The organism is Nocardioides ginsengisoli (genome assembly GCF_039537225.1).
Classification (GTDB): Bacteria; Actinomycetota; Actinomycetes; order Propionibacteriales; family Nocardioidaceae; genus Nocardioides; species Nocardioides ginsengisoli.
This window is the reverse complement of record NZ_BAABAC010000052.1, coordinates 1-25,190: the sequence shown is the minus strand read 5'-3', so window position 1 is coordinate 25,190 and position 25,190 is coordinate 1. Positions and strand designations below refer to the sequence as shown.

General features: G+C 72.9%; 21 protein-coding genes and 1 tRNA gene. 7 read left to right on the top strand and 15 right to left on the bottom strand.

Translation table 11 applies throughout. From position 1 onward, the window contains the following. Positions 1-194 precede the first annotated feature (194 nt). The 3 genes from hrpA to AB4880_RS25785 form a co-directional block, all read right to left on the bottom strand. Positions 195-4,088 carry an ATP-dependent RNA helicase HrpA gene (gene hrpA, locus AB4880_RS25795; RefSeq protein WP_367922100.1) on the bottom strand — a complete coding sequence of 1,298 codons (3,894 nt, stop codon included), beginning with the start codon at positions 4,086-4,088 and terminating at the stop codon, positions 195-197. A gap of 80 nt (positions 4,089-4,168) precedes the next feature. Next, positions 4,169-4,729: a hypothetical protein gene (locus AB4880_RS25790; RefSeq protein ID WP_367922099.1), complete on the bottom strand. Its 561-nt coding sequence runs from the start codon at positions 4,727-4,729 to the stop codon at positions 4,169-4,171. Then, on the bottom strand, positions 4,726-5,247 hold the full coding sequence (locus tag AB4880_RS25785) for a SigE family RNA polymerase sigma factor (RefSeq protein WP_367922098.1): 522 nt from the start codon (positions 5,245-5,247) through the stop codon (positions 4,726-4,728). The genes AB4880_RS25790 and AB4880_RS25785 overlap by 4 nt, the downstream gene beginning before the upstream one ends. A 140-nt stretch (positions 5,248-5,387) precedes the next feature. Here AB4880_RS25785 and rocD point away from each other — a divergent pair, with 140 nt between their 5' ends. Further along, positions 5,388-6,653 carry an ornithine--oxo-acid transaminase gene (rocD, locus tag AB4880_RS25780; protein WP_367922097.1) on the top strand — a complete coding sequence of 422 codons (1,266 nt, stop codon included), beginning with the start codon at positions 5,388-5,390 and terminating at the stop codon, positions 6,651-6,653. Between the two features lie 132 nt (positions 6,654-6,785). After that, complete coding sequence (gene amaB / locus AB4880_RS25775) at positions 6,786-8,324, top strand: L-piperidine-6-carboxylate dehydrogenase (protein WP_367922096.1); 1,539 nt, start codon at positions 6,786-6,788, stop codon at positions 8,322-8,324. Positions 8,325-8,328: 4 nt separating this feature from the next. Here amaB and AB4880_RS25770 read toward each other — a convergent pair whose 3' ends face one another. From AB4880_RS25770 to AB4880_RS25755, 4 genes are all read right to left on the bottom strand, one after another. Beyond that, positions 8,329-8,769, bottom strand: a complete 441-nt coding sequence (locus AB4880_RS25770) for an SRPBCC family protein (RefSeq protein WP_367922095.1) — start codon at positions 8,767-8,769, stop codon at positions 8,329-8,331. 37 nt (positions 8,770-8,806) lie between these two features. After that, a complete protein-coding gene (locus tag AB4880_RS25765; RefSeq protein WP_367922094.1) occupies positions 8,807-9,913 on the bottom strand; it encodes an FUSC family protein in 1,107 nt (368 codons plus the stop codon). 104 nt (positions 9,914-10,017) lie between these two features. Continuing rightward, complete coding sequence (locus AB4880_RS25760) at positions 10,018-10,854, bottom strand: SDR family NAD(P)-dependent oxidoreductase (protein ID WP_367922093.1); 837 nt, start codon at positions 10,852-10,854, stop codon at positions 10,018-10,020. Beyond that, positions 10,851-12,374, bottom strand: coding sequence for a flavin-containing monooxygenase (locus tag AB4880_RS25755; protein WP_367922092.1), 1,524 nt, complete (start codon positions 12,372-12,374; stop codon positions 10,851-10,853). The genes AB4880_RS25760 and AB4880_RS25755 overlap by 4 nt, the downstream gene beginning before the upstream one ends. 50 nt (positions 12,375-12,424) lie before the next feature. On the opposite strand from AB4880_RS25755, the gene AB4880_RS25750 reads away from it, so the two are divergent. Further along, complete coding sequence (locus AB4880_RS25750) at positions 12,425-13,036, top strand: TetR/AcrR family transcriptional regulator (RefSeq protein WP_367922091.1); 612 nt, start codon at positions 12,425-12,427, stop codon at positions 13,034-13,036. A 211-nt stretch (positions 13,037-13,247) separates the two neighbouring features. Further along, positions 13,248-14,222: a type IV toxin-antitoxin system AbiEi family antitoxin gene (locus tag AB4880_RS25745; RefSeq protein ID WP_367922090.1), complete on the top strand. Its 975-nt coding sequence runs from the start codon at positions 13,248-13,250 to the stop codon at positions 14,220-14,222. Positions 14,223-14,285: 63 nt separating this feature from the next. Here AB4880_RS25745 and AB4880_RS25740 read toward each other — a convergent pair whose 3' ends face one another. From AB4880_RS25740 to AB4880_RS25710, 7 genes are all read right to left on the bottom strand, one after another. After that, positions 14,286-15,266, bottom strand: a complete 981-nt coding sequence (locus tag AB4880_RS25740) for a ribose-phosphate diphosphokinase (RefSeq protein WP_367922089.1) — start codon at positions 15,264-15,266, stop codon at positions 14,286-14,288. 35 nt (positions 15,267-15,301) lie between these two features. Next, positions 15,302-16,819: a bifunctional UDP-N-acetylglucosamine diphosphorylase/glucosamine-1-phosphate N-acetyltransferase GlmU gene (gene glmU / locus AB4880_RS25735; RefSeq protein ID WP_367922088.1), complete on the bottom strand. Its 1,518-nt coding sequence runs from the start codon at positions 16,817-16,819 to the stop codon at positions 15,302-15,304. Positions 16,820-16,842: 23 nt separating this feature from the next. Beyond that, a complete protein-coding gene (locus AB4880_RS25730) occupies positions 16,843-17,484 on the bottom strand; it encodes a LuxR C-terminal-related transcriptional regulator (protein ID WP_367922143.1) in 642 nt (213 codons plus the stop codon). A 26-nt stretch (positions 17,485-17,510) separates the two neighbouring features. After that, positions 17,511-18,722, bottom strand: a complete 1,212-nt coding sequence (locus AB4880_RS25725; protein ID WP_367922087.1) for a sensor histidine kinase — start codon at positions 18,720-18,722, stop codon at positions 17,511-17,513. Continuing rightward, positions 18,719-20,023 carry an FtsX-like permease family protein gene (locus AB4880_RS25720; protein ID WP_367922086.1) on the bottom strand — a complete coding sequence of 435 codons (1,305 nt, stop codon included), beginning with the start codon at positions 20,021-20,023 and terminating at the stop codon, positions 18,719-18,721. The genes AB4880_RS25725 and AB4880_RS25720 overlap by 4 nt, the downstream gene beginning before the upstream one ends. A gap of 98 nt (positions 20,024-20,121) precedes the next feature. Then, a complete protein-coding gene (locus tag AB4880_RS25715) occupies positions 20,122-20,865 on the bottom strand; it encodes an ABC transporter ATP-binding protein (protein ID WP_367922085.1) in 744 nt (247 codons plus the stop codon). A gap of 115 nt (positions 20,866-20,980) precedes the next feature. Further along, positions 20,981-21,943 (bottom strand): NAD-dependent epimerase/dehydratase family protein, encoded by a 963-nt coding sequence (locus tag AB4880_RS25710; RefSeq protein ID WP_367922084.1) that lies wholly within the window; start codon positions 21,941-21,943, stop codon positions 20,981-20,983. A 79-nt stretch (positions 21,944-22,022) separates the two neighbouring features. Here AB4880_RS25710 and AB4880_RS25705 point away from each other — a divergent pair, with 79 nt between their 5' ends. From AB4880_RS25705 to AB4880_RS25695, 3 genes are all read left to right on the top strand, one after another. Further along, positions 22,023-22,982, top strand: coding sequence for a glycosyltransferase domain-containing protein (locus AB4880_RS25705; protein WP_367922083.1), 960 nt, complete (start codon positions 22,023-22,025; stop codon positions 22,980-22,982). A 145-nt stretch (positions 22,983-23,127) separates the two neighbouring features. After that, positions 23,128-24,309: a hypothetical protein gene (locus AB4880_RS25700; RefSeq protein WP_367922082.1), complete on the top strand. Its 1,182-nt coding sequence runs from the start codon at positions 23,128-23,130 to the stop codon at positions 24,307-24,309. Between the two features lie 13 nt (positions 24,310-24,322). Further along, on the top strand, positions 24,323-24,967 hold the full coding sequence (locus tag AB4880_RS25695; RefSeq protein ID WP_367922081.1) for a response regulator transcription factor: 645 nt from the start codon (positions 24,323-24,325) through the stop codon (positions 24,965-24,967). Between the two features lie 63 nt (positions 24,968-25,030). Here AB4880_RS25695 and AB4880_RS25690 read toward each other — a convergent pair. Further along, positions 25,031-25,112, bottom strand: a tRNA-Gln gene (locus tag AB4880_RS25690). Positions 25,113-25,190 lie beyond the last annotated feature (78 nt).

The following is a 25,190-nucleotide window of genomic DNA, read 5'->3' as shown; positions in this document are numbered from 1 at the left end:
TTCGACCCCGTACACTTGCCCGGTCGAGCACGCCGGGTCGCGGCAGCCCCGGGTCCCAAAATCAAGCCGCTACGAGCGGCCCTGCGCCGTGAGGCGCTCCCGGTCCGGCGTGCTCGATATCGAAGCACCGGACGTTTCGGTCGCGATTCGGGCGTTTTCGTGACCAGATCGTCCGGTACGACGCCGACCCGGTCTCAGAGCGCGTCGAAGGCCTTGCGCAGCCGGACGTCCGAGATCGGCCCGTCGGCGCCGAGGTGCTGCGCCCACAGCGAGACGCGGTACTCCTCCAGCATCCACCGGATCGCGCGCAGACCCGCCCCCGCCGGCCGGCCCTCGGGGAGGGCGGCGACGCGGGCCAGATAGGCCTCTTGGAGCCCCTGGACGGCGTCGAGGCGCTGGCGGTCCTTGGCGAGCGCCGCCGGTCCGCCGTTCTCGAGCGCGAGGCGGCGCTCGCGCATCGCGGCCAGCCAGACGCGGACCCGACGCAGGCGGGCGGCGCCGACGTCGCCGACGAAACCGTCGCGGACCAGGCGGCCGAGCTGCCCCTGGAGGTCGGTGAGCGCGGGGAGGAGCGGGAGGTCGGCGCGGCCGCTGAGCAGGCGGTCGACCTCGCGCCAGGTCTCCAGGACGCGGAGCAGCTCGTGGAGCGTGTCGCGGACGCCGGCGGGCGCCGAGGCGCGCAGCTCGGCCATCAGGGCGTCGTACTGCTCGCGGGTGCGGACCGGCGGCTGCGCGTCGACCGCGTCGACGACGACGGCGCGCAGGCAGTCGGCGACGAGCTCGCCCGTCGAGGCGTACGGCGTCCCCGCGATCCCCAGCTTCTGCGCATTGCTGAGCCCGTCGACGACGCCCGCCGTGGGCTTCGAGCCCAGCGCCAGCAGCGCCAGCCGGACGACGCCGAGCCGGTGCCGCGCGTCGCGCTCGTCGGCCGAGCCGTAGACCTGCAGGCCTACGGTCGCGCCCTCGTCGACGAGCCCGGGGAACGCCTCGACCTCGTGGCCGGCACGGGTCCAGGTGGCGGTGTCGGGGATCTCGTCGAAGACCCACGTGGTCTCGCCGGTGCGGGCGACGCCCGAGTCGGACGCGACCGACGCCATCGCCTTGTCGAACTCACCGGCCAGCGGCGCCTTCAGCTCGGTCAGCGACTTGCCGCGGCCCTGGACCGAGCCGCGCTCGTCGATCACGCGATAGGTCGGCTTGAGGTGCTCGGGCAGCGCGGTGAGATCCCACGCGTCGCGCGGGACGTGGACGCCGGTCGTGGAGCGGAGGTGGCGCTCCAGCGCGGGCAGCAGCGCCTCCTCCCCCGCGGGTACGGCGGCCAGGAACTCGCGCGCCGTGTTCGGAGCCGGCACGAAGCTGACGCGCAGCGCCTTGGGCAGGCTGCGGATCAGCTCGGTGACCAGCTCCTCGCGCAGACCGGGGACGATCCAGGAGAAGTCGTCGTCGTCGACCCGGTTGAGCGTCGCGACGGGGATGTCGATGGTCAGGCCGTCGTCGCGCGCGCCTGGCTCGAAGTGATAGCTGATCGGGAAGGTCAACCCGCCCGCGACCGACCACTCCTCCGGGTAGTCGGCCTCGCGGACCTCGTCAGCCGTGTCGTTGGTGAGCATCGCCGGGTCGAAGTCGAGGAGCGTCGGCTGCTCCCGGCGGGTGTCGCGCCACCAGCGGTCGAAATGGGCGCCACTGACGATGCCGGCGGGGACGCGGGCGTCGTAGAAGTCGAAGAGCGTGTGCTCGTCGACGACGAGGTCGCGGCGGCGGGCCCGGTGCTCGAGCTCCTCGGCCTGCTCGAGCAGCCGCTTGTTGTCGCGCAGGAAGTGGTGGCGCGTGTCCCACTCGCCGTAGACGAGCGCGTGCCGGATGAAGATCTCGCGTGACAGCTCGGGGTCGACCTTGCCGTAGCTCACCGCGCGGTCGGCGGCCAGCGGTACGCCGTACAGGGTGACGCGCTCGCGGGCCATCACCGCCTGGCGCTTGCGCGACCAGTGCGGCTCGGAGTAGGTCCGCTTGACCAGGTGGGCGCCGAGTCGCTCGGCCCAGCGCGGGTCGATCTCGGCGTTCTGGCGGGCCCACAGCCGGCCGGTCTCGACCAGCTCGCCGGCCATCACGAAGGCGGGGTTCTTCCGCGCCAGGCCGGAGCCGGGGAAGATCGCGAACTTCGTGCCGCGGGCGCCGAGATACTCGCGCGGCCCGGGACGGCGGCCGGCCTGCCGGGTGCCCGGCTTCGGCTTCTCGCGCTCCTCGAGGACGCCGACGTGCGAGAGCAGGCCGGACAGCAGCGCCTGGTGGATGCCGTCGGCGTCGGGGATGTCGCTCTGGGCCTCGAGCCGGACGCCCATCTCCTTGGTGACCTGGCGCAGCTGGGCGACGAACTCCTGCCACTCCCGCACGCGCAGGTAGTTGAGGTACTCGCGCTTGCACATCCGCCGGAACGCGCTGCCGGACAGCTCGCGCTGCTGCTGGCGCAGGTGCCGCCACAGGTTGAGCCAGGTCAGGAAGTCGGAGCCCTCGGCCTTGAAGCGGGCGTGGAACTGGTCGGCCTGCGCCTGCTCGGTCGGGCGGTCGGCGCCGGGGCGCTCGCGCGGGTCCTGCAGCGAGAGCGCGGCGACGATGACGAGGACGTCGCGGACGCAGCCCAGCCGCTCCGCCTCGAGCAGCATCCGGCCCAGCCGCGGGTCGATCGGGAGCCGGGCGAGGCGGCGTCCGACCTTGGTCAGCTCGCCCTGGCGGCCACTCGTGGCGACGGCGCCGAGCTCCTCGAGGAGCTGGGTGCCCGCCTGGACGTTGCGGCGGTCGGGCGGCTCGACGAACGGGAACCGCTCGATGTCGCCGAGCCCGAGCGAGGTCATCTGGAGGATGACGGATGCCAGGTTGGTGCGCAGGATCTCGGGGTCGGTGAACTCGGGGCGCGCCTCGAAGTCCTCCTCGCCGTACAGGCGGATCGCGATGCCGGCCGCCACGCGGCCGCAGCGACCGGACCGCTGGTTGGCCGACGCCTGGCTGATCGGCTCGATCGGGAGGCGCTGGACCTTGGTGCGCGCGGAGTAGCGCGAGATGCGCGCGACGCCGGTGTCGATCACGTAGCGGATGCCGGGCACCGTCAGCGACGTCTCCGCGACATTGGTGGCCAGGACGACGCGGCGCCGCGAGCCCTTCGCCGGCGCGAAGACGCGATGCTGCTCGGCGGCGGACAGTCGGCTGTAGAGGGGCAGGACGTCGACGCCCCGGATCCCCTCGCCCAGCGGGGCCAGCGCCTCGGCAGTGTCGCGGATCTCGCGCTCGCCGGGCAGGAACACCAGGATGTCGCCCGGCCCCTCCGCCGAGAGCTCCTTGACGGCGTCGACGATCGCCTCGGTCTGGTCGCGGACGATGGGCTCGCCCTCGTCGTCGTCCTCGGGGAGGTCCATCAGCGGCCGGTAACGGATCTCGACCGGGTAGGTGCGGCCGGACACCTCGACGATCGGCGCACGCACGGGGGGCTCCGCACGCACGGGGGGCCCCGCCCCCCGTGGACCCCCCGAAAAGACCGCGTGGCCGGTCTGATCCAGAGCGAAGTGCTCCGCGAACCGCTCCGGGTCGATCGTCGCCGAGGTGATGACCAGCTTGAGGTCGGGACGCTTGGGCAGCAGCTGGCGCAGGTAGCCGAGCAGGAAGTCGATGTTGAGGCTGCGCTCGTGGGCCTCGTCGATGATGATCGTGTCGTAGCGCCGGAGCATCCGGTCGCGCTGCAGCTCGGCGAGCAGGATGCCGTCGGTCATCAGCTTGATCCGGCTCTGCTTCGACGTCCGGTCGGTGAACCGGACCTGGTAGCCCACCAGGTCGCCGAGCTCGGTTCCGAGCTCCTCCGCGATCCGCTCCGCCACCGACCGCGCCGCGATCCGCCGCGGCTGGGTGTGGCCGATCATCCGCGGCCGCCCGTCCTCGCCGGGTCCGCCACGGCCCAGCTCGAGACAGATCTTCGGCAGCTGGGTGGTCTTTCCGGAGCCGGTCTCGCCGGCGACGATGACGACCTGGTGGTCGCGGATCGCCTCGGCGATGTCGTCGCGTCGGGCGCTGACCGGCAGGTCGGGCGGGTAGGTGATGTCCACAGCGGGACCATTGTTTCATCCGGGGTGGAGGGCTCGCCTCCCGCTTTCCCCGTCGCGCGCCTCCTCGCCGGCCGCGGTGCTCAGCGGACGTCGAATGCGAGCTCCTCCGGAGCCGTCGTCGCCGTGCTCGCGACCAGCACCACCACGCCCTCGCGCGGAAGCTCGCCGACGAGCTCCGACACGACGCCGTCGGTCGCGAAGCGCGCACGGGCGCCCCCGGCGACCTGGACGTCCTCGCAGGTCCAGCCCGCGCGACAACCGTCGGCGCCGGTCGCCTCCCACGTCGCGGCTCGGCCGATGGCCCGGAGCCGGATCGGCTTCGGCGCCCTGTCCTCGAGCACGTGCAGCAGGTCACGCAGGTCGCCGGGACCGAGCCGCGCCGGCGTCACCGGTGTGAGGCCGGACGACGCCGCCGCGGGCTCGCGCTCGCTCGCGGGCCGGGCCGTCTCCGGCCCGCCCGCGACCGCTGTCCACCCGACTCCCGCAGCCGCCACCGTCGCGACGGCACCGGCGGTGAGACCCGCCCGGCGCCGGCGCTCGCGGCGGCGCCCGCGCCGCACGTCGTCGTACGGAGTCGTGGTGGGGACGTCGATCCCCGCGGCCAGCTCGTGGATCCGCGCGGTCAGCAGGTCATCGGTCATGTCCGTTCTCCTCCGGTCTCGGCGGGGACGAGGACCCCGCGCAGTCGGGCGAGAGCGGCGGCGGTCTGGCTCTTGACCGTGCCCGGGCTGATCCCGAGGTCGGCGGCGGTCTCCTCGACGGACAGCCCCCAGTAGTGCCTCAGGACCACGACCCGTCGCTGCCCCGGCGCGAGCTCCCGTAGCGCGGACCACAGCGCGTCGGCGTCCTCGACGCTCAGCCCGGCGGCGGCTGCGCCGTCGTGGTCGTGCGCGGTGACGACCTCGCGCCGCCGCCAGCCGCGGGCGCCGTCGTCGAGGAAGGCGTTGAGCACGCTGCGCCGCGCGTAGGCCTCCACCGAGTCGGCGCGTCGCACCCGACGCCACGACGTGTAGAGCTTGGCCAGCGCCTGCTGCACGATGTCCTCCGCGCGGTGCGGCTCGCCGCACAGCAGGTACGCCGCCCGGTACAGCTGGACTCGGCGCGCGGCCACGAACTCCGTGAACTCCGCGTCGCGTCCCGCCTTCGGCTCTCCGGTCACGCCCACCTCCGCATCTCTCACCCTGCCTGACCGGGGTCGGCGGCGATCGGTTGGCTCGCCGCGCGAGAATCCGCGACCGACCTGGGTTACCGTGGACCGCAGATTGTCAGACAATCCGGAGGGCAGGGCCGATGACGGACATGGCAGATCGCACGTTCACCCCCGACGGCACCGACGGCACCGACGGCACCGACGCCGGCGCGACCGGCGCGCTGACGGCCGCGGAGGTCGAGCGGGCGGAAGCGCGCACGGCGCACAACTACCATCCGCTGCCCGTCGTCCTCGACCGCGGCGAGGGCGCCTGGCTGACCGACGTCGAGGGTCGCCGCTACCTCGACATGCTGGCCGGCTACTCGGCCCTCAACTTCGGGCACAGCCACCCGCGGCTGGTCGCGGCGGCGCACGCGCAGCTGGACCGGCTGACACTGACCAGCCGGGCGTTCGTGCACGACCGGTTCGCCGACTTCTGCGCCGGCCTCGCCGACCTGTGCGGCAAGGACCTGGTGCTGCCGATGAACACCGGCGCCGAGGCCGTCGAGACCGCGATCAAGGTCGCTCGCCGATGGGGGTACGACGTCAAGGGCGTGCCCGCCGACGAGGCCCGGATCGTGGTGATGGCCGGCAACTTCCACGGCCGGACGACCACCATCGTCGGGTTCTCCGACGACCCTGACGCCCGGGGCGGCTTCGGGCCGTTCACGCCGGGCTTCACCATGGTCCCGTACGGCGACCTGGCCGCGCTCGAGGCCGCCGTCACGCCGACGACGGTCGCGGTGCTGCTCGAGCCGATCCAGGGCGAGGGCGGCGTGATCATCCCGCCGGCCGGCTACCTGCGGGCCGTGCGCGAACTGTGCACCCGGGCGAACGTGCTGATGGTCGCCGACGAGATCCAGTCCGGGCTCGGCCGCACCGGCCGGACCTTCGCCTGCGACCACGAGGACGTCGTCCCGGACCTCTACGTGCTCGGCAAGGCCCTCGGCGGCGGCATCGTGCCGGTCTCGGCCGTGGTGGGCGACCGAGCCGTGCTCGGCGTCCTGCAGCCGGGGCAGCACGGCTCGACCTTCGGCGGCAACCCGCTCGCGTGCGCGGTCGGGACCGAGGTCGTCGCCATGCTCACCGGCGGCGAGCACCAGGCCCGGGCGCGCGAGCTCGGCGTCGTGCTCGCCGACCGGCTCGGGGCCATGGTCGGCCACGGCGTCGTCGGCTTCCGCTCGCGCGGACTGTGGGCCGGAGTCGACATCGACCCCGCGCTCGGCACCGGTCGCGACCTGTGCGAACGGCTGATGGCGCGCGGCGTGCTCGCCAAGGACACCCACGGCTCGACGATCCGGCTCGCCCCGCCGCTCGTCGTGTCGGACGACGACCTGGGCTGGGGACTCGACCAGCTCGAGGCCTGCCTTCGCTAGACCGCGCGGCCGGCTGCGCGCGGGCGACGGGTCGCGGACGACTCGTCGGCGCAGGCCGGTCGGAGGCGGCGGGAAGGCAGGGACGGCGGCGCGGGTGGACCGCGCGCCGCGAGGCTGAGGGAGGATCTCCGAGTGACCACACTCGACCTGAACACAAGGGTCCGACAGATCCTCGCCGACCTCGGCGCCGGCGACCCGTTCGCCGGGGACGCCGCCGCGGGTGACACCCCCGGCACGCTCGCCGCCCGCTCCCCCATCGACGGCTCCGAGCTCGGCCGGCTCGCGGCCCTGACCCCCGACGACGTGGCGGCCGCGGTGACCCGCGCGCAGGCGGCGTTCGAGCAGTGGCGCGTCGTACCGGCGCCGGTGCGGGGCCGGCTGGTCCGCGAGCTCGGCGAGCTGCTGCGCGACCACAAGGACCTGCTCGGCGAGCTGGTCTCGATCGAGGCGGGCAAGATCCGCTCGGAGGGCCTCGGCGAGGTCCAGGAGATGATCGACATCTGCGAGTTCGCGGTCGGCCTCTCCCGCCAGCTGCACGGCCTGACCATCGCCTCCGAGCGGCCCGGCCACCGGATGATGGAGCAGTGGCACCCGCTCGGCGTGGTCGGCGTGATCAGCGCCTTCAACTTCCCGGTCGCGGTCTGGTCGTGGAACGCCGCGCTCGCGCTGGTCGCGGGTGACGCCGTCGTCTGGAAGCCGTCGGAGAAGACGCTCCTGACCGCCCTCGCCTGCCAGGCCCTCGTCGCCGAGGCCGCCCGCCGGGTCGGGGCGCCCGCCGACATCGCGCAGGTCGTGATCGGTGACGCGACGGTCGGCGAGGCGCTCGTCGAGGACCCGCGCGTCCCGCTGGTCTCGGCCACCGGATCGACCCGGATGGGCCGGCTGGTCGCGCCGCGCGTGGCCGCTCGCCTCGGCCGCTGCCTGCTCGAGCTCGGCGGCAACAACGCCGCCGTCGTCGCACCCTCGGCCGACCTCGACCTGGCCGTGCGGGGCATCGTGTTCGCGGCGGTCGGCACGGCCGGCCAGCGGTGCACCTCTCTGCGCCGCGTCATCGTCCACGAGGACATCCACGACGACCTCGTCGCGCGCCTCGCGAAGGCCTACAGCACGCTCTCCATCGGCTCGCCGCTCGACAGCACGACGCTCGTCGGCCCGCTCGTCGACGCCACCGCGGCCGACGCCTTCCTCGCCGCCGTCGACCAGGCCCAGGCCGACGGCGGCCACCTGGTCACGGGCGGCCACCGCGCCGAGGACGCCGGCGCGAGCGGCGGCCAGTACGTCGTACCGGCGATCGTCGACATGCCCGCCCAGACCGACATCGTGAAGCAGGAGACCTTCGCGCCACTGCTCTATGTGCTGACCTATCGCGATCTCGACGAGGCGATCCGGCTGCACAACGAGGTCGCGCAGGGACTGTCGTCGGCGATCTTCACGCTCGACGTGCGCGAGGCCGAGACGTTCACGTCGGCGATCGGCTCCGACTGCGGCATCGCGAACGTCAACATCGGCACGTCCGGCGCCGAGATCGGCGGCGCCTTCGGCGGCGAGAAGGAGACCGGCGGCGGCCGCGAGTCCGGGTCGGACGCGTGGAAGGCCTACATGCGCCGCGCGACCAACACCATCAACTACTCCACCGAGCTGCCGCTCGCACAGGGCGTGGAGTTCGGGTGAGCCGCTAGAGAGCCTCGACGTTGCGCACCAGCGCCTCGCTGGAGTGCTTCACCGCGATCCCGACCACCGGCTTCACCGCGCTCGCGATCGCCTTGCCCGCGGGGCCGCCCGGGAGCGTGAAGGAGATCCACGCCTCCACGCGCGTCCGGTTGCCGCCGAGGTCGGTGAACGTCCAGCGCTGCGTGGTCTCGATCCCCTTGACCGACGTGAGCTCGAGCAGCCGGTCCTGCTCCCAGGCGGTGCAGACGATGCGGGCCTTGAGGGGTACGCCGACCTTCATCACGCCGTCGTACGCGGCGCCGACACCGCGCCGCTGCTCGGTGACCGGCTCGATCTTCGCGAGGCCGTACATCCAGTCCCGGGTCGTGCTGAAGTCGTCGACGTACTCGAACACCCGGCGCACCGGTGCCGCGATCTCGACGCTCTGCTCCACCACGTTGCTCACGGGCGGAAGTGTGGCACGCGCGCCCGGACCACGGAGGTCAGCGCGGCGGCGGCAGCGCGTCGGTCGCCTCCAGCTGCCCCATCCCGGTGACCATCAGCAGGTCCGCGACGATCGCCCGCAGCTGTGCCAGGATCGCCTCGGCGGTCAGGACGTCGCTGCGCTCGACCTGCCCGGTCGCCGCACCCACGGCGAGCACCTGATCGCGGGCGGCGATGGCGATCCGGTCGGCGTGCAGCTCGCGGGCGATGGCGTCGGCAGCCTCGGCGAGGTCGGCCGCCAGCCCGACGTACGACGGCGGCACGGGCAGGCGCCGGTAGGCGATGATCGTGGTCTGCCGGACCAGGACGCGGGTGCTGCGCAGCGCGCGGTCGAGGGGGTCGACGAGCTCGATCATCCGGCGCAGGGGCTCGCGGTGGCGGATCCGGAACGGCGAGGACGAGACCACCGACATGCCCTCCTCGGCGGCGGCCTGGAGCTCGCGGATCAGGCGGTCCGTCGTCCGGGCGTCGGCGAGGAGCTCGAGGGCGGGCGTGACCTCGCCGTCGACCATCACGTCGGAGGCGGCCCGCAGCAGCTGGGCGATCTTGCGGGCGACGGCCGCCGCCTGCTCGCGTGGCCGGCGCAGCGGGGCTGCGGGGACGACCATCGCGGCCACGAGGGCGACCGATCCGCCGATGACGGCGTCGGTCCAGCGCACGAAGGCGCCCTCCGCGCCGGGTAGCAGCACGGTCACGACGATCGACTGCACCGCGGCCTGCGAGACGAACATGATGCCGGCGTCGAGCAGCAGCGCGATCGACATCGACAAGAAGACGATGAGCGTCAGCTGCCAGGCCCCGGAGCCGATCCCGGCCACCACGACGTCGGCCATGAAGACGCCGATGGCGACGCCGAGGGTGACCTCGACGACCCGCCGCAACCGCTGCCCGTACGACGTACCGAGGCACAGCACCGCGGCGATCGGCGCGAAGAACGGCAGCCGGTGACCGAGCACGTCGGAGGCGATGAACCACGCCAGCCCGGCCGCGATCGAGCACTGTGCGACCACCCACAGCTTGTCCCGCCACCGGTCGATCCGCCCCTGCAAGGAGGTGGCGGAGCGGGTCCACATCCGGTCGAGTACCCCGTCGAAAGACGCCTCCACCCGCGCATCGTCCCATGGCGGGATGCGCCGCGGCTGCAGGGTCGTGTGCCTGAGAACCCGGATATCCGGGTTCTCAGGCACACGACTCCGCCGAAGGCGCTGGGTCAGACCGCCTTGGCCGGGAGGACCCGCTTGGAGACCAGGGCGATGACGTCCTCGTAGCGCGAGCCGGTGAACTTCTGGAACTGGTGCAGCGCGTGGGCGTCGAGGCCCACGAGGACCCGCGCCTGGTTCTTCTGGATGCCCTTGACGATGATCTCGGCGGCCCGCTCGGGGGTCATCTTGGCGAGCTTCTCGTCGAACAGCTTGGCCGTCGCCGCCTTGTCCTCCTTGTCGGAGACGCGGGCATTGCGGGCGATCGCGGTCTTGATGCCGCCAGGGTGGACCGACGTGACGCCGACCCGGTGACCGGCGATGAGCATCTCCTCGCGCAGCGCCTCGGTGAAGCCGCGGACCGCGAACTTCGTGGCGTTGTAGGCGCTCTGACCGGGCATCGCGAGCAGGCCGAAGAGCGAGGACAGGTTGACCACGTGGCCGTCGCCGGAGGCGATCAGGTGGGGCAGGAACTCCTTGGTGCCGTGGACGACGCCCCAGAAGTTGATGCCGACGATCCAGTCCATGTCCTTGTAGTCGAGGTCGACCACGTCGCCGGCCAGCGCGACGCCGGCGTTGTTGATGACGACATTGACCTGACCGAAGTGCTCGGCCACGCCGGCGGCGTACGACGCGAACGCCTCGCGGTCGGCGACGTCGAGGGTCGCGGTCCGGACGTCGGGCGAGCCGGCCTTGGTCGCCAGCTGGGCGGTCTCGGCGAGCCCGGCGGCGTTGACGTCGGACAGCGCGAGGCGCGAGCCCTTGGCGGCGAGGTTCAGCGCCAGGGCGCGGCCGATGCCGGATCCCGCGCCGGTGATGACGACGACCTTGTTGCTCAGGTTCTTCACGCGTTGACTGCCTCTCGGTGGGTGCTGCGGTCATCGGCCACGACGTCGTACTTGTCGAGGTCGAACTTGCTCAGGTGCTGACGGAAGGTGAACGTCTGGCCCGGCCACAGGGTGGTGTTGTTGCCGAACTTGTCGAGGTACCAGCTCGCGCAGCCACCGGTCTGCCACACGGTGGGCTTCATCCGGCGACGGATCTCGGCGGTCCATGCGTCCTGCGCGGCGCGGGTCGGCTCGACCGCGGCGAGGCGCTCGCGGCGCATCGCCTTGGCGGCCTCGACGACATAGCGGACCTGCGACTCGATGATGAAGATCATCGACGAGTGGCCCAGCGCCGTGTTGGGGCCGACGATCTGGAACAGGTTGGGGAAGCCGTGGAAGGTCGTCCCCTTGTAGGCCGCCATGCCGGCGCCGTCCCAGACGTCGGCGAGGGTACGGCCGTCGCGGCCGGTGACGTGCTGCGCGATCGGCGGCTCGGTGACGTAGAAGCCCGTGGCCACGACGAGGACGTCGATCGGCCGCTCCACGCCGTCGGCGGTGACGACGGCGTCGCCGGTGATCTTCGTGATCGGGTCGGTCACCAGGTCGACGTTGTCGGCGTCGAGCGCGGGATACCACTTGTTGGAGATGAGGATCCGCTTGCAGCCGGCGCGGTAGGCCGGGGTGACCTGGCGGCGCAGCTCGGGGTCGCGGATGCCCTTGGCGATGTTCTTCCGGCCCTGCGCCTCGACGGCCTTCATCAGCTGGGGGAAGCGCGCGAACGCCGGGACCCGGGCCTCGAGCGTGGCGTAGACGAATGAGCGCAGCGCGCGCTGCGCGCCGGGGACCTTGGCGAAGACGGTCTTCTCGAAGTCGCTGAATGCGCGCTCGTTGCGCGGGATCACCCAGTTGGGCGTGCGCTGGTAGACGTCCATGTGGCCGACGACCTTCTGCAGCTCGGGGACGAGCTGGATGGCGGAGGCGCCGGTGCCGATGACGGCGACCCGCTTGCCGGTGAGGTCGACGTCGTGGTTCCAGCGGGCGGAGTGGAAGATCTCGCCCTGGAAGTCGTCGATGCCCTCGATCTCGGGCAGCCGCGGCTCGGAGAGCCCGCCGGCGCCGGCGATGAGGGTGCGGGCGGCGTAGACGCGCTCGCCCTCGGGGCCCTCGACGCGGACCGTCCAGCGCTGGTCGGCGTCGTCCCAGGTCGCGTCGACGACGGCGGTGTCGAACACGAAGCGGTCGAGCGTGCCGGACTCCTCGGCGACCTTGCGGGTGTAGTCCCAGATCTCCTGCTGCGGCGAGTAGACCTTCGACCAGTTCGGGTTGAGCGCGAAGGAGTAGGAGTAGAGCTGGCTCGGGACGTCGCACTCGGCACCCGGGTAGGTGTTGATGTGCCACGTGCCGCCGACGTCGCTGTCCTTCTCGATCACGACGAAGTCGCGCTCGGCGGCCTCGTCGAGCTTGATGGCGGCGGCGAGCCCGGCGAATCCGGCTCCGACGATGAGGTGGTCGACGTACGTACGACCGGGAGTAGCGCTCATGGGAGGGACGCTATTGGCGCTATTGAACATCTGTCAATAGACTGCTCGGCGTGACGGCGACCACCCCCTCCTCCAGCCCGCGCACCCGGCTCTCGCCGGAGCAGCGCCGTACCCAGCTGCTCGACCTGGGCGTCCGCCTGCTCGCCACCCGCTCGCTCGACGAGCTCTCGATCGACCTGCTCGCCGAGGAGGCCGGCATCTCGCGCGGCCTGCTCTACCACTACTTCGGCGGCAAGCAGGGCTTCTACGAGGCCGTCGTCCAGCACGCCGCCGACGACCTCTACGCCCGGACGGCGCCGCCGAGCGAGGGCGAGCCGCTCGACCGACTGCTCGCGTCACTCGCCGGCTACGTCGACTACGTCATCGCCAACGACACCGGCTACCGCTCGCTGGTCAAGGCCGCCTCGGGCAGCAACGACGCGCTGCGCGCGATCTACGAGACGACCTTCGCGGCGCTCGCCGACCGCTTCTTCACCGCCGACCCCGGCGGGCTGGTCATCCCCGACACGCCCGCCGTACGACTGGTGCTGCACGCGTGGCAGGCGATGGTCGAGGACCTCGTCCTCACCTGGTGCGAGACGCCGGCGGGGCTGACCCGCGAGGACCTGCTCCAGGTGATCACGGGCTCCCTGCCCGCACTCATCGACGCCCTCCCCAAGTAGCACCCTCCCGGCGCCGAGGCTGCAGGGCTCCGGCGCCGAGGTTGCAGGGTTCCAGCGCCGAGGTTGCAAGGTTCGGCTGGCGAGAGCTTCACCTGTCACTTGCGTCCCACGACCGACCGGTATCCGTCCGATCACCTGTGTAGGACGGCCTGCGTCCACAGGTGCGAGATCAGGCGCTGCGCCGCGGCACCCGAGCGCCGACGCTCCTCACATGGACCTTCTGCTCCCCGCCCGCAGCCCGTTCACGGCGGCGATGGCACGCGCCGCCGGCATCAGCCGACACCAGCTCGACCGACTTAGTGCGACCGGGCAGGTCGAACAGCTCCTCTACGGCGTGTACGTCGCCACGGCGACCCCCGACAGCATCGGACTCCGCGCCCGGGCTGCCTCGCTGGTCCTGCCGGAGCACGCCGTGGTCTGCGATCTGTCCGCGGCCTGGCTGCACGGGATCGACCTGCTCGACCTCGCCGACCACGACGCCGTCCCCGACCTCGACTCGGTGTCGATCGACGACCACGCAGGCTCGCGCCGCAAGGGGATCTTCGGCGGCAAGCGCTCCGTCCTGCCCGACGAGGTCACGTACCTCGAAGGCGTGCGCGTCACCACACCGATCCGGACCGCGTGCGACATCGCGCGTCTGCACGGGCGGCTGCGCGCGATCGCGGCGCTGGATGCCTTCCGAGGTCGATTCGGCATCACCGAGGCCGACCTGGTCGCGATGCTGCCGCGGTTTGCGCGCCAGCGCGGCGTCGTACAGCTGCGGGAGCTGGTTCCGCTCTCGACCGACCTGGTCGACTCCCAGCCGGAGTCGTGGATCCGGCTGCTGATCCACGACGAAGGCCTGCCGATGCCGGCGGCGCAGGTCGCCGTACTGGTGGACGAGTGGGGCTGGGTGCGCATGGAGAACGCGTACGAACACCTCCGCATCGCCGTCGAGTACGACGGCGCCCAGTTCCACACCGCCGCGACCGACCGCGAGCACGACCGGCTCCGCCGCGAGGCGCTGGCCGCCATCGGATGGACGGTCATCGTGGTCCGGAAGGAAAACCTGGCCGCCAACGCCCGGTCGGCGTGGCTGCGCCGGCTCGCGCGGGAGATCCAGACCCGGCGGACCGAGGCTCCGGTCAAGCGTCGCTATGCGCGCGGCGCCGACCGGTCGGCGTACCGGCGTACCTGGATGCGGTAACCCTGCAACCTCGACCCCGGAACCCTGCGACCTCGACCCCGGAACCCTGCAACCTCGGCGGGGTCAGGCGTGGCCGTCGAACATCGAGGTGACGGAGCCGTCCTCGAAGACCTCGCGGATGGCCCGCGCGACGAGCGGGGCGATCGACAGCGTGGTGAGCTTGTCGAACTGCTTCTCCGGCGGGACCGGCAGGGTGTTGGTGATGACCACCTCGGTGGCGCTGCAGTTCTTGAGCCGGTCGACGGCGGGGTCGGAGAGGATCGCGTGGGTGGCGGCGATGATGACGCCGGCCGCGCCCTCGGCCATCAGGGCCTCGGCGGCCTTCACGATGGTGCCGCCGGTGTCGATCATGTCGTCGGTCAGCACGCACATCCGGCCGCGGACGTCGCCGACGACACGGTTGGCGACGACCTCGTTGGCCACGTCGGTGCGGCGGGTCTTGTGGATGAACGCGAGCGGGACACCGCCGAGGCGGGCGGCCCAGCGCTCGGCGACCTTGATCCGGCCGGCGTCGGGCGAGACGACGGCGAGCTCCTGGTCGCCGTACTTGCCCTTGATGTAGTCGGTGAGGATCGGCAGCGCCATCAGGTGGTCGACGGGGCCGTTGAAGAAGCCCTGGAGCTGGTCGGCGTGCAGGTCGACGGTGATGATCCGGTCGGCGCCGGCCGTCTTGAACAGGTCGGCCATGAGGCGGGCCGAGATCGGCTCGCGGCCGCGGTGCTTCTTGTCCTGGCGGCTGTAGCCCCAGAACGGCATGACCACGGTGATCCGCTTGGCGGAGGCGCGCTTGAGCGCGTCGACCATGATCAGGTGCTCCATGATCCACTCGTTGATCGGAGTGGTGTGGCTCTGGATCACGAACGCGTCGCAGCCGCGGACGGACTCCTCGTAGCGGATGTAGATCTCGCCGTTGGCGAACTCCCGCGCCTCGGTCGGGACGAGCTGCTGGTCGAGGATCTGAGCGACCTCGTCGGCCAGCTCGGGGTGTGCTCGGCCCGAGAAGACCATCAGGTTCTTCTCGGTCGTCCGCTTGAGTCCGCTCACTTCTGTGACTCCCCCTGGGTCGCCGCCGCTGGTGCCTACGATTCTGCCCGCTCGGCGCCGTCGCCCCCAAGTCCGGGTCCGTTTTCGGACTGTTCACCGGTGGCGTCCGCCACACCCGCCCCGGCAGCCTCAGCAAGCGCGGCCTCGGCGGCCGCGGCCTGGGCGGTGCCGACCCGCCGCTTCACGACCCAGCCCTCGAGGTTGCGCTGGGGCGAGGTGCTGACCGCGAGCGCGCCCGGCGGCACGTCCCGACGTACGACGGTGCCGCCGCCGGTCGACGCGCCGTCGCCGATCACGATGGGCGCGACGAACGTGTTGTTGGAGCCCGTCTTGGCCTGCTTGCCGATGACCGTGCGGTGCTTGTTGACGCCGTCGTAGTTGGCGAAGATCGTGCCGGCGCCGATATTGGTGCCGGCGCCGATCTCGGCGTCGCCGACGTAGGACAGGTGCGGAACCTTGGCGCCGTCGGCGATCGTGGCGTTCTTGGTCTCGACGAAGGTGCCGATCTTGCCGTCGGCGCCGAGCAGGGTGCCGGGGCGCAGGTAGGCGAACGGTCCGACGCTCGCGCCGGCGCCGATGACGGCCAGCTGACCGTGCGCCCGTACGACGCGCGCGCCGGCGCCGATCTCGCAGTCCTCGAGCGTGGTGTCGGGGCCGACGACGGCGTCCTCGGCGACGACCGTCGCGCCGAGCAGCTGGGTGCCGGGCAGGAGCGTCACGTCGGGCGCGAGGACGACGTCGGCGTCGATCCACGTCGTGGCCGGGTCCATGACGGTGACGCCGTCGCGCATCCAGCGGGTGACGATCCGGCGGTTGAGCTCGCGGCCGAGCTCGGCGAGCTGGGCCCGGTCGTTGGCGCCCTCGGTCTGCAGCGCGTCCTCGACGGCGTGCGCGGCGACGGTGAGCCCGGCGTCGCGGGCGAGGCCGATCGCGTCGGTGAGGTAGTACTCCCCCTTCGCGTTGTCGTTGCCGATCCGCCCGATCGTGTCGAGCAGGAAGGCCGCGTCGAAGGCGAGGATCCCGGAGTTGATCTCGGTGATCGCGCGCTGCTCGTCGGTGGCGTCCTTCTCCTCGACGATCGCCTGGACGACGCCCGCGGGGTCACGCACGATCCGGCCGTAGCCGAAGGGGTCGGCCACGATGCCGCTGAGGATGCTGACGGCGGCGCCGGCCGAGCGGTGCGAGGCGGTGAAGGCCTGCAGGGTGGCGCCCTCGAGGAGGGGCGTGTCGCCGTAGGCGACGAGGACGGTGCCGGAGCGGGGCGCGTCGGGCAGCGCCTCCAGCGCGATCCGTACGGCGTGCCCGGTGCCGAGCTGCTCGTCCTGGACGGCGAGCACCGCGTCGGGCCGCTCCTCGCTGATGTGGGGCGCGACCAGCTCGCGCTGGTGACCCACGACGGTCACGATCCGGGTCGGCTCGAGCACCGCGACGGCCTTGAGGACGTGGCCGATCATGCTGCGCCCGCCGATGCGGTGCAGCACCTTCGGGGTCTTCGACTTCATGCGGGTGCCCCCGCCGGCGGCGAGGACGATGACGGTCAGCTGGTCGGTCACCCGGCCACCCTAATGGGGTGGGATCAACGCCCGTCGAGCCAGGCGAGCACGGCCAGCACCCGCCGGTTGTCGTCGCCGGCCTGGGGCAGGTCGAGCTTGGTGAAGATGTTGGCGATGTGCTTGCCGACAGCCTTCTCGGTGACGACGAGGCGGGCCGCGATCGCCGCATTGGACCGGCCCTCCGCCATCAGCGTGAGCACCTCGCGCTCGCGGTCGGTGAGCCGGTCGAGCGGCCGCGAGCGCGCGGAGACGAGGGCCGCGACGACCTCGGGGTCGAGGACGGTCCCGCCGCCGGCGACCTGGTGGACCGCGGCGAGGAAGGCGTCGACGTCGGCGACCCGGTCCTTGAGCAGGTAGCCGACCGCGCCCTCGCCGCCGGCCAGCAGGTCCCGCGCGTAGAGCGGCTCCACCCACTGGCTCAGCACCAGGACCGGGAACGCCGGTCGCGCCGACCGCAGCTCCGCCGCCGCCACCAGGCCCTCGGTGGTGTTCGTCGGCGGCAGCCGTACGTCGAGCACCGCGATGTCGATGTCGGGGCGGGCGAGTGCCCGGGTCAGGGAGGGCGCGTTGTCGACGGCCTCGACGACCTCGATCCCACCCGCCTCGAGGATGCGGGTCAGGCCCACCCGGAGGAGGGCCTGGTCCTCGGCGAGCACCGCTCGCAGGGCGCCTCGACCGGTCGCGCTGTCGGTCACTCCGGCCGGCACGGCACCTCCATCCGGACCGTCGTCGGTCCTCCCGCGGGGCTGTCCACGACGAGCGACCCGTCGAAGGCGTCGAGCCGGCGCGCCACCCCGGCGAGGCCGGACCCGGTCGCGTCGGCGCCACCGCGGCCGTCGTCGCCGACGACGAGGACGAGCCGTCCGTCGCCGTAGGTCCCGGTCACCCAGGCGCGCGCGGCTGCCGCGTGCTTGGCGGTGTTGGCGAGGCACTCGGCGACCGCGAAGTAGGCGGCGGACTCGACCGGCGCCGGCAGCCGCGGCGCGTCGACCGCCACCGCGACCGGCATCGGCAGGGCCAGGGCGAGCGCCTCGATCGCACCGGCGAGGCCGCGGTCGGCGAGCACCGGCGGGTGGATCCCGCGGACCACGGAGCGCAGGTCGTCGAGCGCGTCGAGGGTGGTCTCCCGGGCCTCGCGCAGCAGTGCGGCGGCGGCGTCGGGGTCGGTCTGCAGCAGCTTCTCGGCGAGGCCGACGCTCATGCCGACCGAGGCGATCCGGGCCTGGGCGCCGTCGTGCAGGTCGCGCTCGATCCGGCGTACCTCGGCGGCGTTGTGGTCGAGCGTCTCGGCGCGGGACTCCTCGACCCGGCCGACCCGCTCCTCGAGCTCGGCCACCCGGTCGTGGCCGAGGATGGCGCGCTCGGCGCGGGCGCGGGCGGTGACGAGCGGTACGGTGACGAACCACCAGGCCAGCAGCATCGGGCCGCTGAGCAGGAGCAGCAGGAGCCACACCCACTCCCCCGCGGTGAGCGCGAGGATCAGCCAGGTCGCCGGGGCGGTCACCAGCGCCACCGGCACCAGCGACATCACGAAGCCGCCGGTCGCGGAGAAGCAGAGGAAGGCGAAGTCGCGCCACCGGGCCTGGTCGCGCAGCCAGGACGCCGGCCGGATCAGCGCGAGGCCGTGGGCCGGGGCGTAGCGGGCCGGGATCGTCTCCCCCAGCACCCGGCCGCTGGCCTGGCGGTGGGCCGAGGTCAGCGCCGCGGTGGCCGGCACGACGGCCAGCGCCAGCACGAAGCCGACGCCGACCAGGCCGAGCGGGATGCAGAGCAGGGTGAGGATCGCCAGCGCGAGCGACGGCACGAACGAGACGGCGTAGCCGGCCGAGAGCAGGGTCAGTCGCGCCCGCTCCCGCAGTCCGTCGACAGTGACCGTGGCGTCCATCGCCGCCCAGTCTGTCATCGCGCCACGCTCCGCACCGCGCCCCGCGCCGACCCCAGGGTCACCGCCGCCACCGCGCCGACGATCGCCGGAACCAGCCACAGCCCGCCGTCCGGGACGACGCCCTCGTGCCGCGCCACCGCGAACGGGACGACGGTCGTCAGCGCCGCCAGGACGCCGAGCAGCACGCCGATCACCGCGACCACGGCGGCCTCCGCCACCACGGATCCGCGGACCTGGGCGGGCGTCGCGCCGAGCAGCCGCAGCCGGTCGAGCTCGGTACGGCGATGGGCGACCGTCGCGACGAAGGCGTTGACGACCATGATCACCGCGAACAGCGACAGCATCGCGACGACCACGTTGTTGAGCAGGTTGATCGTGTCGCCGTCGGCGTTGCCGGCAGGAACGGTGCGACCGTCGATGTCGACGAGCAGCAGGGTGCCCGTCGCGGCCGACGTCAGCACGATCACCGGCGCCAGGACCCCGGACAGCAGGTGCGCCCGCCGCGCCGTGTTGTACGACGCCAGGTGGGCGCTCGCGCTCGACGACGCGCCCGCGACCAGCCGGATCGGCGCGGCGCACCAGCGCAGCAGGACCGGCGCGAGCACGGCCAGCCCGACGCCGACCAGGATCGAGCTGGAGCCGCTCGTCGACATCGCCGCGTAGGGGTCCGCGTCGTGCGCGGTGACGGTGATGGTGATGACCGCCATCGCCAGTCCGTAGCCGATGAGGAGCACCGCGATCGCGACCCGCCACCAGCGCATCCGGCCCTGCTCCGCGGCGCTGTCGCGCACCAGGACGCCCGCCGGTCCGCGGGTCGCGCGCCGGGCGGCCACCGCGGCGGCGATGCCCGCGACGAGCAGGACGAGGGCGGCGCCCGCGAGGGCGGAGAGCGGGCCGCCGTCGTACGGGGTGGCATCGGTGACGAGGCCGCCGGAGCGGATCATCTCGAACAGCAGGCGCCCCGTCACCGAGGCGATCGCGGCGCCGACCGCCGCCGCGAGCAGCGCCACTGCCGCGGTCTCGCGGGCGATGAGCCGGCGGGCCTGGAGCGGCGTGGCGCCGACGGTGCGGAGCAGGCCGATCTCGGTGGCCCGCTGGGTGGTGGTGATGCCGACCGTCGAGGCGACCGAGAAGAGCACGATGACCGCGCCCCAGCCGCCGACGACGGCGCCCATGATGAGGAGCGTGTCGGCGTCCGGGCCGCTCGCCGAGAAGGACGACTCGGCGAGCGCCGCGAACGAGCCGATGAGCACGGTGCCGAGCAGGACGGCGAGGAAGGTCGCCGTCGCGGCGAGCGGCCGGTGGCGCAGGCTGCGCACCGAAAGCCAACCGGCGACCCCGACCACAGCCCGGGGTCCCCGGTCGATTGTTCGCCGGAGGAGCGAAGCGGGAGAGGCGAAGAATCGAGTGGGGTGGCTCATCGGGCCACCACCAGCTGGTCGAGGTGCGCCAGCTGACCGGCGACCGCGTCCGCGGTGGGCTGGGCCATCCGGCCGGCGACCCGGCCGTCGACGAGGAAGACCACCTCGTCGGCGTACGACGCGGCGACGGGGTCGTGGGTCACCATCACCACGGTCTGGCCGAGGTCGGTGACGCTGCCGCGGAGCAGGCCGAGGACCTGCCGGGCGGTCGCGGAGTCGAGCGCGCCGGTCGGCTCGTCGGCGAGCACCACCTCCGGGTCGGTCACCAGCGCCCGCGCGATCGCGACGCGCTGCTGCTGGCCCCCGGACAGGCTGCCGGGCAGGTGGTGCGCGCGCGCGGCGAGGCCGACCCGGTCGAGCAGCGCGCGGACCCGCGCCCGGTCGGGACGCCTGCCGGCGAGGCGGGACGGGAGCCCGACGTTCTGCGCGGCGGAGAGATAGGGCAGCAGGTGGAAGCCCTGGAAGACGAAGCCGATCCGCTCGCGGCGCAGCCGGGTACGACGCTCCTCGTCCCAGTCGGTGACGTCCTCGCCGCCGATGAGCACCCGGCCGCCGGTGGGGCGCTCGAGGCCGGCGGCGCAGGACAGGAAGGTGGACTTGCCGGAGCCCGACGGCCCCATGACGGCGGTGAAGGTGCCGCGCCGGAAGGCGAGGTCGACGCCGGCGAGGGCGGTGACCTCGGCGGCGCCGGCGCCGTAGGTGCGGGTGAGGTCCTGGACCTCGAGGGCGATGGGTGACATGGCTGCTCCTGAGCGGCGGGAATCGGTCACCACCGACGCTAGGAACGATCCGGCGTGGGCTCGATGGGCCTGATCCGCCGCTTCGGGGTGGGGTTTTCCCTACCCCGGCGCCCGGTCAGCCGACGCCGCGGGCGAGCGCGGCGTCGTACTGGGCCTGGAGGCCCTCACGCAGTCCGACCGTCGGCGCCCAGCCGAGCAGCTCGCGCGCGGCCGTCACGTCGCCCGACGTACGACGGGCCTCGCCGCGGCCCGCCGCGTGCCGCTCGAGCGGCACCGCTCTGCCGGCGATCTCGCCGAGCACGTCGAGCGCGTCGGAGAGCCGGACCTGCGTGCCGCCGGCGATGTTGAGGACGGTCCCTGGCGGGAGGTCGGCGTCGAGGCAGGCCAGGTTGGCGTCGGCGATGTCGCCGACATAGGTGAAGTCGCGGACCTGCCCGCCGTCGCCCAGCAGCGGGAACGCCGGCCCTCCGGTCACGGCCGCGACCATCTTGCTGAACGCCATGTCGGGGCGCTGGCCGGGGCCGAAGACGGTGAAGTAGCGCAGCGACACGACCGGCAGCCCGCGCGCCTTCGCGTACGCCGTGCCGAGGTGCTCGGCGGCGAGCTTGGAGACGCCGTACGGGCTGAGGGGCGCGGGCAGGGCGTCCTCGCGGGTCGGGAAGGCGGCCGCGTCGCCGTAGACGGACGAGGAGGAGGCGAGCACCACCCGCCGGATCCGCGGGGCCTCCAGGACGGCGTCGAGCAGCCGCTGGGTCGCGCCGACGTTGTCGCGCAGGTAGTCGCCGAAGTCGCCGTCCCACGAGTCCCGCAGGCCCGCACGGCCGGCCTGGTGGGAGATCACGTCGACGCCGCCGACCACCTCGTCGAGCGGGTCGTGCGCAAGGTCGCGCTCGAGGAAGGTGAAACCGGGCCGGTCGAACAGCGTCAGCAGGTTGTCACGCTTGGCCGCGAGGTCGTACACGGGGCGGAGCGCGTCGACCCCGATCACGGTGTGCCCCGCGTCGAGGAAGCTGCGCGCGACGGCGCTTCCGACGAATCCTGCGACGCCGGTCACCAATGCGGTCAGCTCGTTGCTCATGGTCCGGCAAAGATTAGGGAGAACGACCTCCTCGGCGCGAACGGACGTGGGATTCTGTCCCGACCCCCGAGGAGTGACGATGCCCCCACGCCCGACCCGCGCCGTCTACACGGCGCTGATCGGCTCCTACGAGCTGCTCCAGGAGCAGCCCGTCGCCCGCACCTCGGACGTCCCGTTCATCTGCCTCACCGACGACCCCGCGCTGACCAGCGAGACGTGGGAGGTCCGGCTCGTCGAGCCCGCGTTCGCGATGGACTCGGTGCGCTCGTCGCGGGTGCTCAAGGTGCTCGGCGGCGGCCTCGACGACTACGACGAGACGCTGTGGGTCGACTCCCGGATCGTGCTGCAGGCCGACCCGCACGAGATCCTGGACGCCATGCTGGCCGAGGGCGACCTCGGCTTCCTGCTGCACAGCTTCCGCGACTCGGTGCTGACCGAGTTCGACGTCTGCGCGCGATCCGGCCTCGACGAGCCGGGCCGGATCTACGAGCAGCTGATGCACTACGCCGAGACCCGGCCGGAGACGCTCGACGAGGTGCCCCTCTGGGGCGCGATCATCGCCCGCCGCTGGACGCCCGACGTTCACCGCGCGATGCGGAGCTGGATCGACCACATCCTGCGCTACTCCCGCCGCGACCAGCTGTCGTCGCGCTACGTCCTCGCCGACTTCGACCGCCTGACGACCTTCGCGATCGACAACCTCGACTCCCCCTGGCACCACTGGGTCGACGAGAGCCTGATCGGCCGCAACACCAAGATCCGGGTGAGCGCCTACCGCACCGCGATCCGGGCGCCGCTCGCCGAGCTGGCCGAGGCACGGACGACGATCGCCCGCCTCGAGGGCGAGCTCGCGGCCTCCCGGCAGGCGCGGACCGAGCTGGACGAGCAGGTCGGCCGGCTGCGCGAGCGGGTCGAGCGGCTCAAGGCCAAGGTCGACCGCCACCGCGCGCGCGAGGCGCGGCTGCGGGCCCGGCTGGCCGCGGCCGAGGAGACCGTGGAGCCGCGGCCGCGGCGGGCGTCCGGCCTGCGCCGCCGCTGACCTTCCGCGGATTCGACGGGTCACAGGCCGCCTCCGGGCGGACATCGTGGCGCAGGTGCCGAACTCCCGCCCGGACCGCCCCGACTGTTAGCCTTGAACGGTTCCAGTCTTCGAGGTCCCCTGCGATCTCCCGGCCCACGAGAGGGTGAGCAGGACGGTCGCCCGGTCCTCGACGCGCGCAGCGGCGCTGCGGCTGGTCGCGTTCTTCGTCGCGGGGATGCGGCTGGCCACGCTCGCCCAGATGGCGCCGTCGCTGGTGCCCGCGCTGACCGACGCGGACCGTCCGGCGCTGACCGCCGCGACCTGGGTGCTGGCGGTGACGTCGCTGGTGGGGCTGGCGGCGATCGTGCTGGCGCGACGCCGGCCGACCGGGACGTCGTACGCCGTCGCGGACGTGAGCATCGCCGTCGCCCTGCTCGTCGCCGGCATGTGGTCGGTGCCGGTGCCGGAGCGACTGGGGTCGTGGGTGGGCTTCCAGGCGGCGTACGCGCTGTGCGTGGCGTGCTCGCTGGTGGGCGTGCGCTCGCGGGCCCGGGCGTTCGCGCTGGTGGCGGTGCTGGCGACGGCGGAGGCGGTCTACCTGGCGCCGACCGTCGACCGGTGGGCCGACCTGCTGCAGCTGGTGAGCAACATCCTGACCGTCCTCGTCATCGGGCCGCTGGCCTGGGTCTGCACGCAGATGCTGATCCGGATCGGCGCCGATGCCGACGAGGCGCACCAGCTCGCCGCCGACCTGGCCACGGCCGAGGAGGAGCGGCGGGCGCGGACCGCGATCCACAACGGCACCGCCGTGATGCGGCTGCTCATGGAGTCGGCCGACGGCGCGCAGGCGCCGGGACTGCGACAGCAGGCCGAGATCGAGCTCAACCGGATGCGCGCCTACCTGACCGGCGACCCGCTCCCGGCGACCGGCGGCAGCACGTCGCTGGCGGCGGTGGTCACCGCGGCCCGGGCCGAGTTCGACGACCTGCCGGTGACGCTCGTGACCGACCTCGCCACCGGCGTGGAGCTCGACCGGGCCCTCGCCGACGACCTGGCCGCGGCGCTGCGCAGCCTGCTGCTCAACGTGCGACTCCACGCCCGCGCCGACCAGGTGGTGCTCCATGCCGAGGAGCGCGACGACCGTGACGGCTGGGAGATCAGCGTCCACGACAACGGGGTCGGCTTCGCGACCGACGAGGCGTCGTACGGCGTCGGGATCAGGGACGTCGTCGTCGGGCAGCTCGCCCGCTCCGGCGTCCGGACCGACATCGACAGCGTCCCCGGCCTCGGCACCACGGTCACCCTCACCCTCACCACCGCAGACCTCCCGACCGCCACGACCTGACCAGGAGAGCCGAGTGCCCACGCCGCGCTTCGCGCACGTCGACGACACCACCGCGCTGCGCGCATCGCTGGGCCTGCTGCTGCCCGACCTCGACTTCGTCTCCGCCCACCCGAGCGTCGAGGACCTGCTCGCCCACCGCCCGGACGCCGACGTCGTCATCCTCGACCTGCACCTCGCCACCGCCGGCCAGCCCGAGGCCACCCAGGGCCCGACCGCGATCCGGCTGCTCGTCGACGCCGGCTACCGCGTCTGCGTCTACACCCAGGAGCAGCGCCGCTTCGTCCTCGCCGCCTGCCTCGCCGCCGGCGCCACCGGCGTGGTCTCCAAGACCGACTCGCTCGCCGCCACCGAAGCAGCCTTCCGCGCGGTCGCGGCCGGCGAGCTCGTCGTACCGCCTGCGGTGGCGGGCCTGCTCGAGGTCCTGGTCCGCCGCGGCAGCCTCACCCTCGTCTCCCCGCGCCAGCGCCAGGTGCTCGCCGCGCGCGCCCGCGGGCTGACCTATGCGGAGATGAGCCGGACCATGTTCCTGGCGGAGTCGACGCTGCGGGGCTACTGGATCGAGCTGAGCCAGACGGTCGAGAAGTACCTCAAGGAGACCTCGCCCGGCGACATCGAGCATGCGCTGGGGCTCGGGCCGGGCGACCTGCTCGCCACGTGACGCCGTGACCCAGCCGGCGCGCTCGCCACTGTCGGGCTCTGGGCGAACGCACCCGTGACGGACTGGCTCCCCAGGTAGGAGTCGAACCTACGTCGCTTGTCCTGATTCAAAGTCAGGCGGGCCCTGCCGGCAGACCAACTGGGGATGGCGGGCCCAGCCTAGATGTTCTGTCCACGCAGGTTGGGCACGAGGTCGGCTGGTGACTTGCCGCCGAGTGCGGTGT

Coding starts and splice junctions, on each gene's coding strand:
- AB4880_RS25790 (WP_367922099.1), bottom strand. CDS start 4,729: ATGACCGATGACCTGCTGACCGCGCGGATCCACGAGCTGGCCGCGGGG.
- rocD (WP_367922097.1), top strand. CDS start 5,388: ATGGCAGATCGCACGTTCACCCCCGACGGCACCGACGGCACCGACGGC.
- AB4880_RS25755 (WP_367922092.1), bottom strand. CDS start 12,374: ATGAGCGCTACTCCCGGTCGTACGTACGTCGACCACCTCATCGTCGGA.
- AB4880_RS25745 (WP_367922090.1), top strand. CDS start 13,248: ATGGACCTTCTGCTCCCCGCCCGCAGCCCGTTCACGGCGGCGATGGCA.
- AB4880_RS25725 (WP_367922087.1), bottom strand. CDS start 18,722: ATGACAGACTGGGCGGCGATGGACGCCACGGTCACTGTCGACGGACTG.
- AB4880_RS25715 (WP_367922085.1), bottom strand. CDS start 20,865: ATGTCACCCATCGCCCTCGAGGTCCAGGACCTCACCCGCACCTACGGC.
- AB4880_RS25710 (WP_367922084.1), bottom strand. CDS start 21,943: ATGAGCAACGAGCTGACCGCATTGGTGACCGGCGTCGCAGGATTCGTC.
- AB4880_RS25705 (WP_367922083.1), top strand. CDS start 22,023: ATGCCCCCACGCCCGACCCGCGCCGTCTACACGGCGCTGATCGGCTCC.